The 18,959-nt window shown below is 31.3% G+C and carries 9 protein-coding genes; all 9 read left to right on the plus strand.

Features of this window, described 5'->3' with window-relative positions; genetic code table 11:
- The first annotated feature begins 10 nt into the window (after positions 1 to 10).
- Entirely contained in the window at positions 11 to 1,576 is a 1,566-nt protein-coding gene (locus PNO30_RS06630; protein ID WP_271966118.1) for a peptide chain release factor 3, read from the plus strand.
- Positions 1,577 to 1,853: 277 nt separating this feature from the next.
- Positions 1,854 to 2,417 carry a type III toxin-antitoxin system ToxN/AbiQ family toxin gene (locus tag PNO30_RS06635; protein ID WP_271966117.1) on the plus strand — a complete coding sequence of 188 codons (564 nt, stop codon included), beginning with the start codon at positions 1,854 to 1,856 and terminating at the stop codon, positions 2,415 to 2,417.
- A gap of 250 nt (positions 2,418 to 2,667) precedes the next feature.
- Positions 2,668 to 3,102: a GtrA family protein gene (locus PNO30_RS06640; protein WP_271965640.1), complete on the plus strand. Its 435-nt coding sequence runs from the start codon at positions 2,668 to 2,670 to the stop codon at positions 3,100 to 3,102.
- Positions 3,102 to 3,935, plus strand: a complete 834-nt coding sequence (locus PNO30_RS06645) for a Cof-type HAD-IIB family hydrolase (protein ID WP_271965641.1) — start codon at positions 3,102 to 3,104, stop codon at positions 3,933 to 3,935. The genes PNO30_RS06640 and PNO30_RS06645 overlap by 1 nt, the downstream gene beginning before the upstream one ends.
- 137 nt (positions 3,936 to 4,072) lie before the next feature.
- The gene (gene secD, locus PNO30_RS06650) at positions 4,073 to 6,367 is read left to right on the plus strand and encodes a protein translocase subunit SecD (protein ID WP_271965642.1); all 2,295 of its coding nucleotides are present in this window, start codon (positions 4,073 to 4,075) and stop codon (positions 6,365 to 6,367) included.
- A 325-nt stretch (positions 6,368 to 6,692) separates the two neighbouring features.
- Entirely contained in the window at positions 6,693 to 7,997 is a 1,305-nt protein-coding gene (locus PNO30_RS06655) for a glycosyltransferase (RefSeq protein ID WP_271987611.1), read from the plus strand.
- A gap of 235 nt (positions 7,998 to 8,232) precedes the next feature.
- A complete protein-coding gene (locus PNO30_RS06660; protein WP_271987612.1) occupies positions 8,233 to 11,301 on the plus strand; it encodes a YSIRK-type signal peptide-containing protein in 3,069 nt (1,022 codons plus the stop codon).
- A gap of 655 nt (positions 11,302 to 11,956) precedes the next feature.
- Complete coding sequence (locus tag PNO30_RS06665) at positions 11,957 to 18,310, plus strand: Rib/alpha-like domain-containing protein (RefSeq protein WP_271987613.1); 6,354 nt, start codon at positions 11,957 to 11,959, stop codon at positions 18,308 to 18,310.
- A gap of 208 nt (positions 18,311 to 18,518) precedes the next feature.
- Positions 18,519 to 18,842 carry an acetyl-CoA carboxylase gene (locus PNO30_RS06670; RefSeq protein ID WP_271987614.1) on the plus strand — a complete coding sequence of 108 codons (324 nt, stop codon included), beginning with the start codon at positions 18,519 to 18,521 and terminating at the stop codon, positions 18,840 to 18,842.
- Positions 18,843 to 18,959 lie beyond the last annotated feature (117 nt).

Consider the following 18,959-nt stretch of genomic DNA (forward strand, 5'->3'; position numbering starts at 1 on the left):
GGAAAATAACGTGGTAGAAAAAATTAGAGAACAAGTAGAAAAAAGAAGAACGTTTGCCATTATCTCTCACCCCGATGCTGGTAAAACTACATTAACAGAAAAATTACTTTTATTTGGTGGAGCAATTCGTGAAGCAGGTACGGTAAAAGGTAAGAAAACAGGAAAATATGCAAAAAGTGACTGGATGGATATAGAGAAACAACGTGGTATCTCTGTAACATCTTCAGTAATGCAACTTGACTATGATAACAAAATTATTAATATCTTAGATACTCCAGGTCACGAAGATTTCTCAGAAGATACATATCGTACACTTATGGCTGTTGATAGTGCAGTGATGGTAATAGATGGAGCGAAAGGGATTGAGGCGCAGACATTAAAACTTTTCAAAGTTTGTCGTATGCGTGGAATACCGATTTTCACATTTATCAATAAAGTTGACCGTGAAATTAAAGATCCACTAGAATTATTAGCTGAAATTGAAGATAAATTAGAAATTGAAACATATCCTATGAACCTACCAGTAGGTATGGGTCAAAACTTCTTCGGAATTATGGATAGAAAAAATCATTTTATTGAACCGTTCAATGAAGATAGTGATTTTGTAGAATTAGATGAAGAGTATAATATTGTAGATAATAATCCACTTGCTCAAGATACTATGTATCAAAAATGTGTAGAAGATATGATTCTTATTACTGAAGCGGGTGTTGATTATGATTATGAAAAACAACTAAAAGGTGAGCAAACACCGGTATTTTTCGGATCAGCATTATCATCATTCGGTGTAGAAAGTTTCTTAAACTATTATGTAGATAACGCACCAACACCAAAAGGTCGTCGTGGAGTAAATGAAGAAGATATCCAACCAACAGGAGAGGATTTCTCAGGATTCATTTTCAAAATTCAAGCCAATATGGACCCTAAACACCGTGATAGAATTGCATTTTTACGTGTATGTTCAGGTGAATTCAACCGTGGTATGGATGTAAACTTAGCAAGAACAGGAAAAAAACTAAAAATCTCTCGTTCAACTAACTTTATGGCTGATGATAAGGCTACAGTTGATGTAGCTTATGCGGGAGATATTATTGGTCTTTACGATAGTGGAAATTATCAAATTGGAGATACTTTATATCAAAATAAAAAAGTTGAATTTGAAGCACTTCCTTCATTTACACCGGAAATTTTCGTAAAAGTTTCAGCAAAAAACGTACTGAAACAAAAACATTTCCACAAAGGTGTAGAGCAACTTGTACAAGAAGGAGCAATTCAATACTATAAAACGTTACATACGAATCAAATCATTTTAGGAGCAGTAGGACAACTACAATTTGAAGTGTTTGAGCACCGTATGAAAAATGAATACAATACAGAAGTTATAATGGAACGTATTGGACAAAAAACTACTCGCTGGATTGAAAATGAAGATTCAATCAATGAAAACATGTCAAGTTCAAGAAGTATTCTAGTTAAAGACTTATATGATAACTATGTATTCTTATTCGAGAATGACTTCGCGATGAACTGGTTTAGTGATAAATATCCAGAAGTTAAGCTTTTCAGTAAACTGTAAGTTAAATCAAGTAAGTCATAAGTAAATTAGAAAATTCCAATTTATTTATAATTAGTTAATTTTATTGACAGTTAAAAGATTAATTGTTATACTGAGAATATAAAGAAGGTGTCTCACTACCTATATACCAAAGGTGAAAGTTTAAAGAAGGTGTCTCACTACCTATATACCAAAGGTGAAAGTTTAAAGAAGGTGTCTCACTACCTATATACCAAAGGTGAAAGCTTAAAGAAGGAAGAGAGGTTGGAAAACCTCTCTTTTTTTTGGGGGGAATATTATGATTAATAAAGCACAATTTGGTTTTTATGAAATTGATATTGATTACTTAAAATATCTGAATGAGCATGATTCAGAGGTATATTATAATTTCAAATATAAAAAGGATTTAAAACCTTTTATTGGTATTATATTATTAGTAAATGAATTTGAGTATTTTATACCATTATCGTCAGCAAAAGAAAAACATAAGAAATGGAAAAATGTATCTAATGAACATATACTGATTTATGAGATAATAGATAATGAAAAAATAAAATCTTTTGATATATTTAAAGATTTTTCTAAAACTCAAAAATTACATATATTAGGAGTAATCGATATTAAAAAGATGATTCCAGTCCCAAAAGGAATGTATGAAAAAGTTTTATTTAATAACTTAGAGGAAAGTTATAAGGTTTTGATGAATAAAGAATTCAAGTTTTGTTTGAAAAATAGAGATAAGATACAAAAAAATGTAGAAAAAATCTATATGAAACAAAAGGAAAGAAATATAATTGGATATGCTACATGCAATTTTTCAAAGTTGGAACAGGCTATGTTAAAATGGAATAAAGTAGAATAATAAAGGTGACTCATTAATTAATTTTCAAGAAAATTTTATTAGTGAGTCGTTTTTTATATGATGGAAGAATACTTCGAAGTAAAAATTAAAATTGTGATTTCGAAATAATTGATTTTGTTGAGTTATACCAATAATGACTCTATAAAACCTATTCTAACTTGTATTAATATTTAACATGTAAAAATTTGAAAAAAACTGCTTATAGGTATATAATTAAGTGTTGGCAAAATTTTAATATAAAGAGGATAGCATGAGAAAATTAATAAATAAAATGCTGGATCTTTACAAAGAACCAAAATACAAAAGTATAGTAAATTACATATTCTTTGGAGTTTGTACGACTCTTGTAAATGTAGTTACATACTTTATTTTGTATTACTATGGGATGGAAGTTAGACCAGCGAATTTAATATCTATAACATTATCTATTTTATTCGCATATTTTGTTAATGCTAAATATGTATTTAACTCTAAGGCTGCTGGGTTTAAGAAAGTTCTATACGAACTTACAAAATTCTTCACAGCTAGATTATCTACACTTGTTATAGAAGTATTCGGAGTTGAGTTATTCATTTACTTAGGAATGAACGCATATTTAAGTAAATTTATTATTCAATTTGTAGTACTTGTTGCTAATTATGTAATTAGTAAATTTTTAGTTTTCACAAAGGAGAAAAATAACTAATGAAATGGTTTATTACTGATATGGATGGAACGTTCTTGAATGATAAAAAAGAAGTTGCACCAAATGCAAAAGATGTGATTGTCAAACTGCAAGATAAAGGAAGTAAATTCATAATTGCCACAGGAAGACCTGATATTGCTGTAAAACACTATTATCACAACTTAGGAATGAACGATGTAGTTATTTCTAACAATGGAAGTTTAATTAGAAATCTATTAACAGGTGAAATAGTATATCAAAAAAGCTTTAAAATGGAAGAAATAGAAAAAATATACAGTATGTTTAAAGAATTAAACGATGATGAGATAGAATTTCATGTTTATACGTTAAACTATATATACTGTACACATTTATCATTTAGCATGGCGCGTATGAAACGCATAGAAGCGGATATGCCAGAGGAATTAAAAACACCAATGTATATTCACGAAGACATTATTGGTGAGCTTAAGAAAAACAATGAAGATTGCCAAAAAATTATGATGATTGCAAAAGATCATGATAAAGTGGTGAATTTCTTTAACAAGGTTAGTGAAGTGTTAGAAGTTGATGGAACATTTTCAGCGACTAATTTCTTTGATATCATGCCAAAAGGATGTAACAAAGGTACTGCAATTGAGAAGCTAGCTGAGTATTACAAATCTCCGATTGAAGATTGTGTAGTATTTGGTGACAATTTTAACGACAAAGAAATGTTCGATGTAGCAGGATGGAGTGTCTGCCCAAGTAATGCAAAAGAAGAAATTCAAAATATGTGTGATGAAGTTATCGGAAATAATAATGATTTTTCTGTCATTAAATATGTAGAAGATTATTATAAAAAAATTAAATAAATACTTGATAACTTAGCGAAAATTTGATAAATTAGAAGATAGCGTATTAATTACCTATATAGCGATTTACATATAAATAATTTTATATTTGATTACTATAAATTGTACAATGAAAAATAAAATAAAGGAGAACTTTCATGAGAGGAAGAAGAAATGAGAAGAAAAAGTTCAGTAGAATACTTGCCTTCTTGTCATTAGTAGTTATTATCCTTACTTCTATAGGATTAACTTCAAAATCTAATGCAGAAAAAGTAAATCTTGGACTGGATCTTCAAGGAGGATTTGAGGTACTATACCAAGTAGAACCTCTTAAAGAAGGTCAAACTATTGACGAAGCAGCTGTAAAAGCAACTGCAGATACTATTAGTAGACGTATTAACATTCTTGGGGTAAGTGAGCCGGTTATTACTGTTGAATCAGGAAATAGAATTCGTGTTGAACTTGCAGGTGTTAAAGATCAAGAATCAGCTCGTAAAGTACTATCAACACAAGCTAATCTTACTATTCGTGATATTGATGACAAAGTACTTTTAGACGGATCTGATTTACAAGAAAATGGTGCTTCTCAAGGATTTGATCAAAACAACAAACCAGATGTTAACTTGAAGTTGAAAGATGCTGATAAATTCGGTAATATCACTTCAGAAATCAGTAAACGTGGTCAAGGTCAAAACCTAATGGTTATTTGGATGGATTTCAATGAAGGAGACTCATTCAAAGCTGAAGCTGCTAAAGAGAAACCTAAATATGTTTCTGCACCACAAGTAGCACAAACTATTAACTCTAAAGATGTTCAAATCACTGGTAACTTTACTGTAAAAGAAGCTAAAGAAATGGCAGCTTTATTAAACTCTGGTGCATTACCAGTTAAATTAACAGAAATTTACTCTAACTCAGTAGGTGCTCAATTCGGTGCCGATGCGTTAAATCAAACGGTCTATGCAGGTGCTATCGCATTAGCTATTATCTGTTTATTCATGTTAGTTATTTATCGTGTACCTGGATTTGTAGCAAGTGTAATGATGGTTGCTTACGTATATATCACAATAGTATTCTTCAATATGATTTCAGGGGTGTTAACACTTCCTGGTATTGCAGCTCTGATTCTTGGGGTCGGTATGGCAGTTGATGCCAATATCATCATGTACGAAAGAATTAAAGAAGAAGTACGTGCTGGATATCCACTGAAAAAGGCATACTTAGACGGTGCTAAACAATCATTATGGACAATTTTCGACTCGCAGTTTACAACAGTTATCGCTGCAGTAGTACTATTCATCTTTGGTACAAGTAGTGTTAAAGGTTTCGCGACAATGTTACTATTATCAATACTTGTCAGCTTTATAACTGCAGTATTTGGTACTAGATTATTACTAAGTTTATTAGTAAACTCTAATATCTTTAATAATCACCCAGGGTACTTTGGTGTAAGTAAGAAGAGTATTCATGAAACTAAGTTTGGTATTAACTCACTTAACTTAAGTACAAAATTTGAATGGCTAAGTTTTACTAAGCACATGAAGAAATTCTTCGCTTTAAGTATTGCAATTATGATTGCAGGGTCTATTTCTTTAGGAATGAATAAACTAAACCTAGGAATTGACTTCTCTAGTGGTACTCGTATAGACGTAGCTGCTAACACTGAACTATCAATAGATAAAGTTCAAGAAGATTTAAACAATCTTAAAGTAAAAGATGAAAAAATAGTTTTATCACCAGACAAAAAACAAGCGACAATTCACTCTAAAGAGAGTTTTGGACAAGAAAAATCAATCGAAATAAAAGAATACTTTGCTAAAAAATATGAAAAAGATGCTAACCTAAGTGTTGTATCTCCAGTAATCGGTAAAGAATTAGCTAAAAATGCATTATTTGCATTAATGTATGCTTCTATAGGTATTATCATCTATGTAGCATTCAGATTTGAATGGCGTATGGGACTTACAAGTGTTATCGCCTTACTACATGACGTATGTATAATTATCTTCATAACAAGTTTATTAAGATTAGAAGTAGATATTACATTCATTGCAGCGGTATTAACGATTGTAGGTTACTCAATCAACGATACTATCGTTACATTTGACCGTATTCGTGAGCATATGCGTCATGAAAAAGTATTGAAATCAAAAGAACAAATTTATAAACTTGTAGACGTATCACTAAGACAAACATTAACTCGTTCTATCAATACGGTATTAACAGTTATAATTACAGTAATAGTTATGTTATTACTAGGAAGTAGTTCAATCTACTCATTCAACGTAGCATTACTTATCGGTTTAGTCTTTGGTTTATATTCATCACTATTTATCGCAGCTCAACTATGGGCAGTATTAAAAGTACGTGAATTAAACAAAAAAGGAAAAATTGAAGTTAGTGTTCGTCAATCTCCAAGAGAGAGAAAAGAAAACGATAAAGTTTTAGTATAGTAATATATAGACTCAAAATTAAGGAGACTTAGTTTTGGGTCTTATTTTTCTTGCGTTTATTTAGTAAAAAGATTACAATTAACGTGAAGTAATAATTAGTATGGGGCTGATCCAAAGTCCTAAATATTAATAAAGTGCATAAGAGAACTCATAGACGCAGTGGCTTATTGATATCTAAATTCGCTTTACAAAAGATTTTTAGATATCTAATAACCTGTGTGGGGGCGACTCGACAAAATCGATTTCTACGAAATCACAATTTTTGAGTCGCTCCCGATAATGATTTAAAAGCTCTATATAAAAATTAATAAAAAGGAGATTGAAAATGAAGTTGATTACGATTCATCCAGGACTATGGAAAAATAAAGTGAAAAAATATGGGTATGAGTCTTCTCAATTATCAAGAAAAAAAATAGCTGATCATTTAGGATGGGACTATTTTTATCTGTTAACAGCACCGCAGATTAGGGAAAATTGGAAAGATGGTTATATGAAAATTGGTTTTGAAAGTAGTGAAATAATCAATACATGTAATTATCAATCTGATATTGGACATGATGACTTAAGTGTTCTACCAGAGGATATTATTTCAAAGTACCCTAATGGACAAATAACTTTAATTAATGGATTTGTTGCGAGTATTGAAGAGGATGGGGAAATAATGTATTTTACATCAGGCTTGTATTTAAAGAAAAATAAAAATAATGAACTTGAATGGTATAACAAGGATGGGTCAGTAGCGTTAAGAGCAAGAAAATATAACCCAAGTAAAGAACCAACTCCAATCCATATTATTTCAGAAGACTATTTGTACTATAAGGATGATATGTGGTTAACTAGCGAAGATTTACTTATTAAAGTTCTAATAAATTTGACAGATACAAATGATATTATTATAAGAGATCAACACGAAATTGTTCAACCAAAGTTATGGCGCTTTGTAGAAAATACTAGTAGAATCTATTATGAATATATACATCATAATGTACTAAGTAGTTTAGTTAGTAACTTACGCAAAAAAACAAAATATCTTGTAGCATCAGAAATGTTGACAGAAGTTTTAAAGTCTCAAGGATATAAAGCTAATTTTATGCCTCCTATAGTGGTAGTTAAAGATACACATGTTATTACAAAAAGAAATAATCCGAGATCTTACTGTTATGTAGGAAACATGTCAGAAAATAAAAGATTGGAAATGGTAGTTAAAGCATTTAGTGCTTTATATAATACCGGAATAGATGTTGAAGTCACTTTGTACGGAGGAGATGAACGATCAATAAGAGAGAAATTTATAGATATTACGCCGAATATAAAAGTGGCTGGCTATGTAGATGAGGTACCATATTGGAAACATGATGGATATATATCAGCTTCAAAAAGAGAATTGTTTGCGAATGCATGTGTAGAGGCGATGAGTTTTGGTTTAATTTGTATTTTATCAAATGTAGATATAGCTCATCGTTATTATGGACATAAAAATAAAGATATTATTCTTTTCGATGATATTGAAGGATTAATAGATATACTAAAATATCTCTTTTATAGTGAAAATATTAATACTCAGAATACTTTAGATTTTGTAGAAAAGTATGCTATAGAAAATGTTGTGAAGAGTTTTTTAGAATTATAGAATTATAACAAGTTACAAAAATAAATATTAAAATAATTATAAAAATACACTATATAAAATTTGTTTTATAGTGTATTTTTTATTTTCAGTATAAAAAAATGTAAATATTTTATGTTTATATTTGATTTTGTATATACATTAATGATATAATGTTATAACTTAATAACCATAGATTTTCAATGATAAAAATCTAGATAAATCACAGAAAATAAATTGATGGAGAGAAAGAAAAATTATGAAAAATAAAGGAGAAAATAATATTCAAAAATTCTCGTTGAGAAAATATAAAGGAATTGGAGCAGCTTCTGTTTTATTAGGTTTATTTTGTATAGTATCAACACCAGTATTTGCCCAAGATACAACTACAACACGTAAAGAAACAATTGAAACACCCAATGATAATATTAAAATGGAGACACTAAGTAATGCTGCAGGCAGTTATACTATGCCGAGAATGCATGTATTTGAGAGGACGGAAGGTGGTGGACGACTGCATGGAGATGAAAATTGGTATGAGAAAAAGCATAAACAATTCGAAGAAACCGTTAAGGAAGATTTGAAAGAGGTAGAGGATAGAAACGTAAAAAAACAAGGTACCGATACGTTTAAAGATACTAGAGTATCATTTGTAACAAAAGAAGGTGAGGTACTAAAAGATGAGGTTGATTTAAATATTAATGAAAATGATAAAAGTATTCCTAGTTCAACTTTAAATTATAAAATTCGTGGTCTATTTGGTAAACGTTATGAAGGTAAAATTACAAGTCTAAATAACGAAGTTTTAAACAAGCTAAAAAGAGAAGATGAAGTTATAGAAAAAGATGGAAATAAATATCATAAAATTGATACAAAATTAGAAAAACATGAAGGTACTTCAAATGAAACTACATTTAATGATATAACTGTTCATGCAAATCCTAGAAATCTTCATAATGAAGATGGAAGTATCCGTTATAATAATATTAAAGAAGGTAGCAGAGTATGGCTTGTTTCAGAAATATCTGAAAACCATTATGGGAAATATGTCTTGGCAACAAAAACATCGGCTGCTGATGATTCTTGGGTAGTAGAAACTTTCAAAAAAGGAGAAGGGAACGCCAAAGATTTCACAAAAGAAAATATAAATTCTGAAGATGGAATAAAAGAAGGGGACACAATCTTAGTAGTTGAGAAAAATGAAGTTTCTTTAAAACTAGGAGCAGCATCAACAGCAACAGAACAAGAAGCATATACAGCAGGAGCATTTTTCAATGAAAAATCATTATATGAGGGACTGAATGGTTTATTATATAATCAATTAAGAGATCTGAATGAAGAGAAAGAACGAGATATTGAAAACAAACGTCTTAATCAAAAAGAAGAAACTTGGGAAGAATTATACAAAAAACAATTAATAAATGAGCATCTAGTAGATAAACAAAATAGACCTATTTATACTGAGTATGAAACATTCCATGGTTATATAAGAACGGATGGTGACTTTAAAGAGTACGGTGATATTGAAAAATATATCTCAATCTTAAAAGAAAAATTTGGAGAAGGACCGATTAAAACTAATTGGGATAATACTAGGGATAAAATAGAGCCAAAATTTATTGGAAATATTGAAGAATTTAAAGACACTAGTAATTATGAAGAAGAAAAAGCGAATGTAGAAAGATTCAAAGAATCTCATAAAAACATTCAATATGTAAATGAAGTACCTAGTGATGCAAACTTTGTAAAAAATGTATTTGAAGTGAATGTTGATTATAAATTAGGTAATAAAGACGAGGATGAAAATTATCCAAGCGATGAAAATGAGATGGGAGATTCAAGTAAAAAATATCTTGCATATACAACAGGTTCTAGAGAAGTTAGATATCATAGTGATAACAGTAACTATCAATATGGAATAGGGCAATTATATAAAGAATTTACAAAAGATGGCGTTACATATAGAGTAGCTTCACCAACAAAATATGATCAATATGCGTATGTTTCAGGGCCATCAATTACAGAAATTCATTATTACAATTTGTATCAACCAACACGTGCTTATCATATTAGTGATAATTTAAAAAAAGTAAAAAATATTTATTCAAAAGAAGAAAAAGAATTAATTGAAAATAAAGGTAGTGTAAAAGTAAAATATGAATTACTTGATGGCACATCTATTAAGGATGATGCTGATGTAATTAAAGATTCTGTGATAGAGAGTATTGAAACTAAATATTATTTGGACAAAGAAGGAAATAAAATAATTGTCTCTGAGGTAAACACATCGAAAATAGTTGATTATGATGCGACAAAATTAAAATTATCAGAAATAACATCAACAAGTGGTAAAAAATACAAGTTAGTTGGATTGAAAAATACATCATCTCCAGAAAAAGGAAAAGTTACTCTAGGTACTACTGTGGTTACTTATGTATATAAACTTGCTAATGGTGGAAATATTTATGAGAAATACATGCTAGAAGGAACAGAAATAGAATTAGCAGATACGAAACAGTTAACCAAAGAAGCTATGATTGGAGATGAGTATATATCAAATGCTCCAAAAGCTGGAATAATGATTAAAAAAGATGGAAAAACATATATTTATAAAGGACATAGATCAACGTCAGCATCGGAAAAAGGTGTAGTCGGTGAAAATGAAAAAATTGTAATTTATGATTTTGCAGAATATTTTAGTGAAAAAGGAGAACCCGAAGTACAGCCAGAGCTACCAGAAGGCGTCGTAAGTGAAAAAGGGGAACCTGAAGTACAGCCAGAGCTACCAGAAGGCGTCGTAAGTGAAAAAGGGGAACCTGAAGTACAGCCCGAGCTACCAGAAGGAGTTGTAAGTGAAAAAGGGGAACCAGAGGTATTAGGAAAACCAGAGTTTGTTTATGAAAAAGGTGATTCTACGACAAATGAAATAGATAAACTAAGCATTACTCGATACATAATTGAAGAAAATGGTTTAGAAATTTTACCGATAGAAAGAGGTAATCATCCACACAAACGAGGGATCATTAATTTTGGAGATAAAGAATATATTTATGAATATACGAAAGAAGATGATGGCATAATAACGCACTATTATAAAGCGAAGAAGAGAGATGAAATCAGTAAAATATCTGAGATACCAAAAGTTATAGAAAATAAAAATAATAGTGAGTTATTTATAAAAGAATCGAAAGTTGCGGGTAAACGTGTTGAAAAAATAAAAGGTAAGACTCTTCCAAATACTGGAAGTACCTCAACAGAAACTACAACATTAGGATTATTAGCCTTGATAGGAATAGAAGTAGCTAGAAGAAAACAAAAGACAAAGTAAAATTTCTATGAAAATTAAATAATATAAATAATAATAACGATTATTTCAATTTTTTATCAATATGATTAATGGAAAAATCAAGGAATAAGCTATGCTACATTAAGTAGTGTAGCTTTTTTTCATATAAGAAATTTTTATTTAATTTAAATTGATAGATAATATATTATACCATAGAAAATTAGGTATAATGAACGGTAGTTATTTATATTTATTTTATTAACAATATTAATCGATAAAAATTCTCAACAATTACATAAAAAATCAAAATTTTAAAAAGTTATATTGAAGAGCTACTTTATATTATTATATATTATAATTTATAAAAGTATATATAGTATTGATAAATGTATTATGAATACAGTTTTTGAAAGTTTTAATAAACTTTATAATAATACAGAAAGATGAATTTTAATATCAAATTATAATATTTTGAAAAGTTGTTATACAGTTTTATAAAATATTGATAATAAAAATTAAGTTATTAATTGTAAATAAAGTAAATATATAGTATAATATAAGGCAGTATAGGGTGGTTTACTTAAATTACTTTATCCATAAAATGTTTTTTATTTTTATTTTAATTTTTATAGAAAAGTATAATTATATAATTTCTATAATTTTAGTTTATAACTATAATATTAAAAGGAGGTTTAACATGTATAGTAAAAACAATAAAAAAATGAATGATCAAAAACAACTTGAAAAAGTTAATCAATATGGAATTAAAAAATTCAACGTTGGAACAGCGTCAGTATTAGTGGCAGCTGGATTTGCATTCTTAGGAGGGGGAAACGCTTTAGCTAGCAATGATACTGCGGTAAACAATGCTAATGAACCAGCAACACCAGCGGCGACAGCCACAGCTAAAGAAGAGGCACCTGCACCTACGGTAGCAAAAGCAAACAAAGCGAATCTAAGTGCTGCAATCGCACGTGTTCAAAATGCAATTGCAAAAGCAGCTGTAACAGAAAAAACATCTTCAGCAATTGAAGAAGGAAAAGCAGAATTAGCTAATGCACAAGCTCTAGAAGCTAGCGAAACAGCTACACAAGGTGAAGTTGATAAAGCAACAGTAGCATTAAAAAATAGAGCTTTCGTATTAGAAAGTATGCCAAAAGCAACAGCTGATAAAAAAGAAGAAAAAGTAAACAAAAACCAAGATTCACGTAACGGTCAAGCTATTCCTGGACAAGGTGAAAGTGGATTTAGAGCAGTAGATACAACTGCAGCTAACTCAGCAGCAGAAGCAGCTAAATACAAAGCTCAAAGAGATAACGCTTTACCAGAATTACAAGCAAATATTGATAAGATTCAAGCTCAAATAGCAAAAGAAGAAGCGCTACCTGCGAATAAAAAAGATCAATTTAAAATTGATGTTTTAAAAGGTATTAAACAAAAAGCAGAAAATGTTATTACAACTGCAAATGCAGCGGATGCAACATCAGCTCAAAAAATGAGCCAACAAGCAGAAGCTGTCAAATCTGAACGTGACTTATTAGCTTCCTACTTATCTGGAAAAACTGAATTAGGCGCTCCAATAAGTGAAAACCATGTTGCTTATGGTAACAACCCTGAAAATGGTGTCTTTGAAAGCTTAAAAGAAGGTTTTGGAGATAAAGTAACATTCACTGATGCAGATAAAAAATCTGAAACAATTGCTAAACAATACGAAAGTGGACGTGATATTACTAATAAAGTAAACAATAAACCTGATGCAAAAGATCCAATCGGTAGTGCAACATATAACTGGCAAGAAAAAACTATTACTAAAGCTGATGCAGAAGCTGGTATGTTAAATGGTTGGAAAATTGAAAAAGGGGACAAAGTTAATGCGGTTAAACCACTTGATGTAACTAATGTTACAGATAAAGATGGACAACCAAGTACACGTGAAGTGCCAAAATCAAAAATCTATTCAAACGATGGAGAATTGAAAAAATACCAAACATCAGGTGAAAATAGTTATGTTAATGGTAGTGGTGCTGTTCCTTCAGTAACTCCAACAATTGATGTAATGAGAACAAATGTGTTTGGTGAAGTTAAAAACCGTGATTACTACCTTGAATTAGGAAGTAAAGGTACAACACTTTCGAAAGAATTCGATGTAAACGGAAATTCTCGTCTAAATGTTAACTTAATTCACAGTGCTGCGTATGGGGGTTCTACAGCTACTTCTGCAGGTGAAAGAGTTAAATTAACAATCGTAGATGCATTCACTGGTAAAGAAATTAAACCAGTTGAAGGTAAAAATGGACCATTGACAACAGAACAAGCTGCTTTGGCTGCTAATGGATGGAACCACTTAGACCGTATTTATGATATTCCAGCAGAAACTACAAAAATTAAAGTGTTAATTGAAGCTGGAAGTCAAGGAACAAATACTTTAATTAATGATAACAACATTAATATTAAAGACGGTTACTTAATCGGTGGTATTGGTATCGCAACTGCACCAGCTGCTGAAGTAGTAACAAACGTTCGTTCAGATGGTAAAACAGGTGAATACGGTTATACTAAAGATACAATCTACGAAAAAGGTCAAAAAGGTAACTTTGACATCACAATTAAAAACACTGGTGGAATGAATATTGACTACTATGCTGCATCAAATGTTGAAGTAACAGTAGAAGTTCCTAAAGGTGTAGTATTAGAAGATAAAATCTACAATGTTAACGGTGGATCAAACTGGTTAGGAAATGTTTGGGCAAATACTATCAAATGGGTTCCAAATGATCCAAGTGATAACTCAAAAGGTGGAAAATTAACATATAATGTACCAGCAGGAAATCGTATGGCTGCTGCGGAGAAAAACTCTCGTACAACAAGTATTCCATTTACAGCTGCGGATAACTTCGTAGGACCAGCTGACTTTAAAGTAACAGTTAAGAGTGGTTTCGGAGACACAGATGCAGAAGGAAATAGATTATATTCATATACTGCAAATGGATTAAAACCACCTTATGAAAATGAATTTAACCGTAATGGTTTAGCAGATTCAGATAATCCTGATTACAAATATGGTAAGGTAATCTTTATCAATAGTTTACAAACTAACTCAGTTATTACAGTGCCAATTAATACGACTGATGAACAACTTAAAGCAATTGCTTATAAGAAAGCCCAAGAAGCAATTAAATCTCCAGAATTCACAAAATTATTAACAGATGTTACTGGTACAGCTACATTAGGTGACAAAAACGGTTCAACTTTTGTTAATAAAGATGATATCGCAATTACGAAAGTTGCTGAAGATGGACGTGGTGTTGTTAAAGTACCTGTGACTTATACAGTAGATGGTAAAACTTATGAAACAACAGTTGACATTGAAGTAAACGTTGTCGAATCTAAGACAAAACCAGTAGTAGTATTTGAAGGTGATGAAATTACACCAGCAAACGTTAAAGAAAAAGTTGAGCCAAGTGAAATTGATGGCAAAAAAGGTACAGCTAATGAGCCAAAATCAAGTGATATTTTCAAAACTGATGGAAAAGCTGGAGAATCAGGATTAAAAATTCCAACAACAGTTACTCACAATGTAGATGGAACTGAAGTTACAGAAGACGTAACAGTACCAGTTACTGTTCTTCCAAGAACACAAGGTGAAGTTGATGTACCTAAAGGAGCTACTCCGGATAAAGTTAAAGAAACTCTAAAAAATAAAGCAAATGAGTTAATTAAAACACCTGACTTCCCTGCAAAAGTACCAGAAGGATATACAGTTACTGTAGGAGAAATTCCTGAACTTCCTGCTGATATTGCTAATAAAAAAGGTGAACCAGTAGTTGTAAAAGTACCAGTAACATTTACATCTCCTGATGGAACAACGTATACTTCAGAAATCCCAGTAACAGTAAATGTTAAAGGTTCAGAAGTGAAACCTGTATACGTAGTGGAAGGAAATCAACCAAAACCAGCTGATGTTAATGAAGCAATTACACCTGATAAAGGTGGAGACTTAACTCCTGTAACTGAAGCTGACATCAATAAAGACGTTCCTACAGATAAAGTTAAAGTAGGAGCAACAGATTTAGCAGTTAAAGCAACGGTTAAATACCCAACTGGTGATGAAACAGTTAATGTCCCAGTTAAAGTATTACCAAAAGCAACACCAACAGGTGTAACAGTACTTAAAGATACTGATGATAAAGCTTTAACAGATGCAGTAAAAGAAAAAGCGAATGAAGCAGTAAGTAAATTAACAAACTTACCAGAAGGAATAACTGCATCATTAGATGAAAGAGAAACTTCTTACACATTACCAAAAACAGATTCAAATGGGGACAAAGATACAGTTCCTGTAAAAGTATTATATAAAGATGCTAAAGGAAATGTAGTTGGTGAAGATACGATTAAAGTACCAGTTAAAGTAGTAAGCTCAACACCTAAACCAGTAGTAGTATTCGAAGGTGAAACACCAAAATTAGACAAAGATTCAGTAACACCAGGAGAAGGTGGAACAGTTGGAGAACCAACAACATTACCAGAAACAGCTGGAAAAGCTGGAGCTGATGATGTATCAGTAGATGTACCAGTAACTTACGATAATGGAAAAGTAACTGAAACAGTTAAAGTTCCAGTAACAGTATTACCAAAAGCAACAGCTGATGTAACAGTAGCTAAGAATACAACTCCAGACAAATTGAAAGAATTAGCTAAAGATAAAGCTAAAGAAGCAGTTGAAGCAACAGACTTCAAGTCTAAATTACCAAAAGGTGCAACAGTAACTGTTGGTGATGTAACTGAAGAAGTATTAGCTAAATTAACAGCTGAAAAAGGAACAAACACAGGTACTGTTAACGTACCAGTAACATACACAGTTGATGGAAAAGATTACACAACTACAATCCCTGTAACAGTAAATGTTAAAGGTTCAGATGTTAAACCTGTATATGTTGTAGAAGGTGACAAACCAACAGCTGAGGATGTAAACAAATCAATCACTCCTGATACAGATGGAACTAAAACACCTGTAACTGATGAAGACATCAACAAAGCTATCCCAACAACTGAAGGTAAAGTTGGATCTAAGGATGTTAAAGTTACTACAAAAGTAACATATCCTAACAATGTTGAAGAACCAATTACAGTACCTGTAACAGTATTACCAAAAGTTAAACCAGAAGGTGTAACAGTACCAAAAGATGCTGATAAGACTGAATTAGCAAAAGTTGTTAAAGAAAAAGCAGAAGAAGCAGCTAAAAAACTTAACGGTCTTCCAGAAGGTGTAACAGTTACAGTAACAAATGTTGAAACAACTCCTGGAACAGATAAAACAGGTGTACAAACACCAGCAACTGTAACAGTTGAATACAAAGATAAAGATGGAAATAAAATCACTAAAGTGATTGAAGTACCAGTAAATGTAGTAAGCTCAACACCAAAACCAGTAGTTGTGTTTGAAGGTGAAACACCAAAATTAGACAAAGATTCAGTGACACCTGGAGAAGGTGGAACAGTAGGAGACCCTACAAAAGTTCCATCTACAGTAGGAAAAGCAGGGGATAAAGACGTTGAAGTAGAAGTACCAGTAACTTACGATAATGGTAAATTCAAAGAAAACGTTAAAGTTCCTGTAACAGTATTACCAAAACCAAAAGCTGGAGAAGTTATTGTACCGAAAGATCTTTCAGAAAAAGAATTAAAAGATAAAGTTGGTAAAGATGCAGAAAATGCAATCAACAACGAAGAATTCAAGAAAAAACTTCCTGAAGGAGCTAAAGTAAGAGTTGACTTAGATAATGTTAAATTACCGAAAACTTCAACACCAGGAAAAGCTGGAGAAGTGGAAGTACCAGTTATTTACACTGTAAATGGTAAAGAGTACAAAACAACTGTAAAAGTACCAGTAACAGTAGTGGAAGGTAAAGAACAACTTGTACCGAAAGGTGATAAACCAGATCCAAAAGATAACATTACTCCAGGAAATTACCCAGAAGGATCAACATTCGAATACGAAACACCAGTAGATACTTCTAAACCAGGTAAAAAAGAAGCTGTTGTAATCGTTAAGGATAAAGATGGTAAAGAAATTGTACGAGTTCCTGTAGTAGTTAATGTGGTAGAACCAAAAGTTACACCAATTATTGTTCCAGAAAGAACTAAACTTACTAAAAAAGATGTAGAAAAACACATCGAAATTCCAGGAGTAACTGGATGGGAAATCGTAGGGGAACCAGAACTTCCTGAAACATTCCCTGCAGGTGTAAGACCATCAGCAACAGTTACAGTTAAATTACCAAATGGTAAAACAATGAAAGTACAAGTACCAGTAATTGCAACTCCAACTGTAACACCAATCGTTGTACCTCAAGGAACAACAATTACACCAGATGATGTTAAGAAACATGTTAATATTCCTAAAGAATCAGGATGGGAAATTATTGAAGTTGGAGAAATCCCAACAACAGAAACACCAGGAGACAAAACAAGTGTTAAAGTTAAGGTGAAATTACCAACTGGAGAAGTAATTGAATTAGAAGTACCAGTAAAAGTTACACCAAAAGAAACTCCAGCTCCAACACCAACAGTTAAAACTACTCCAATAGTAGTAGAAGTTGGAACACCAATTACAAAAGAAGATGTTAAGAAACACGTTGAGTTACCAAATGGTGCTGAAATCGTTGAAGTAGGAGAAATCCCAACAACAGAAACAGCAGGACAAAAACCAAGTGTTAAAGTTAAGGTAAAACTACCATCAGGAGAAATCGTAGAAGTAGAAGTACCAGTAACAGTAACACCTAAACATGTAGAACCATCAACACCAGCTGGACCAACAACTCCAGAACAACCACAAGGTGAAAATGGAAATAAACCTCAACCTGAAACACCAGCTAAACCAGAAAAACCTTCTGAAAATACAAAACCAGAAGCACCAAAAGCTCCAGTAGCTAAAGCAGGTGAAAAAGTATTACCAAACACTGGTATCGCAGACAACAACTCTGCATTAGCAGGTTTAGGATTAGCAATCTTAGGATTAGCAGCGGCTGCAAGAAGACGCAAACAAAAATAAAAAAACTATTTTTAAAGTAATATTACTTTGATGTAGTAAACGAAGAAGCACTCTTGATGAAAATCAGGAGTGCTTTTTTGGCTCTTTGTTAAGTTCGGGGCATGGGAAAATTCTGACTATAGATTTTAAGTTTTGAAACTTTAGTATATCTATAGTACATTTATGTTTCATTTGGTAAAATAATACCATTAAAATTGAGAGGTGTAATATGTTAAAAAATATATTAGATAATGTTCTATCTTCAGGGAGTAATGTATCTGATGACAAAATAAAAGAATTAATTAATAATATTATCGGTGGAAATCAAGCACCATCATTCGTTACTGATATTCTAAATAAGGCATTAGAACAACTAAATCAAGGTGCAGGTTCAGCGCTTGTGGCACCAATGATTAATAAAGTATTAGAATCATATTCTGAGGAAAACTCATTAAGTAATGATATGAGTGAGTTGTTTAATATTACTAGTAATAGTGGAAGTGGTCTTAGTGATATTGCTGGAAATATTATTAACACATTAATTAAAAAATAGTTTAAGAAAAAAAGAAGCCACGTTTTGTACCGACCCCAAAAAGTTAGACCAAAAAATCTAACTTTTTGGAGGTCGGTATTTTTATGACTAAATATAATTTTGAATTTAAAAAGAAAG

Source organism: Gemella haemolysans (assembly GCF_028308085.1).
In the GTDB taxonomy this organism is placed as follows: Bacteria; Bacillota; Bacilli; order Staphylococcales; family Gemellaceae; genus Gemella; species Gemella haemolysans_D.

Bases quoted from the DNA above. Each gene is read 5' to 3' on its own strand.
- PNO30_RS06645 (WP_271965641.1), top strand. From the start codon at position 3,102: ATGAAATGGTTTATTACTGATATGGATGGAACGTTCTTGAATGATAAA.
- PNO30_RS06635 (WP_271966117.1), top strand. From the start codon at position 1,854: ATGATTAATAAAGCACAATTTGGTTTTTATGAAATTGATATTGATTAC.
- PNO30_RS06660 (WP_271987612.1), top strand. From the start codon at position 8,233: ATGAAAAATAAAGGAGAAAATAATATTCAAAAATTCTCGTTGAGAAAA.
- PNO30_RS06655 (WP_271987611.1), top strand. From the start codon at position 6,693: ATGAAGTTGATTACGATTCATCCAGGACTATGGAAAAATAAAGTGAAA.
- PNO30_RS06640 (WP_271965640.1), top strand. From the start codon at position 2,668: ATGAGAAAATTAATAAATAAAATGCTGGATCTTTACAAAGAACCAAAA.
- PNO30_RS06670 (WP_271987614.1), top strand. From the start codon at position 18,519: ATGTTAAAAAATATATTAGATAATGTTCTATCTTCAGGGAGTAATGTA.
- PNO30_RS06665 (WP_271987613.1), top strand. From the start codon at position 11,957: ATGTATAGTAAAAACAATAAAAAAATGAATGATCAAAAACAACTTGAA.
- secD (WP_271965642.1), top strand. From the start codon at position 4,073: ATGAGAGGAAGAAGAAATGAGAAGAAAAAGTTCAGTAGAATACTTGCC.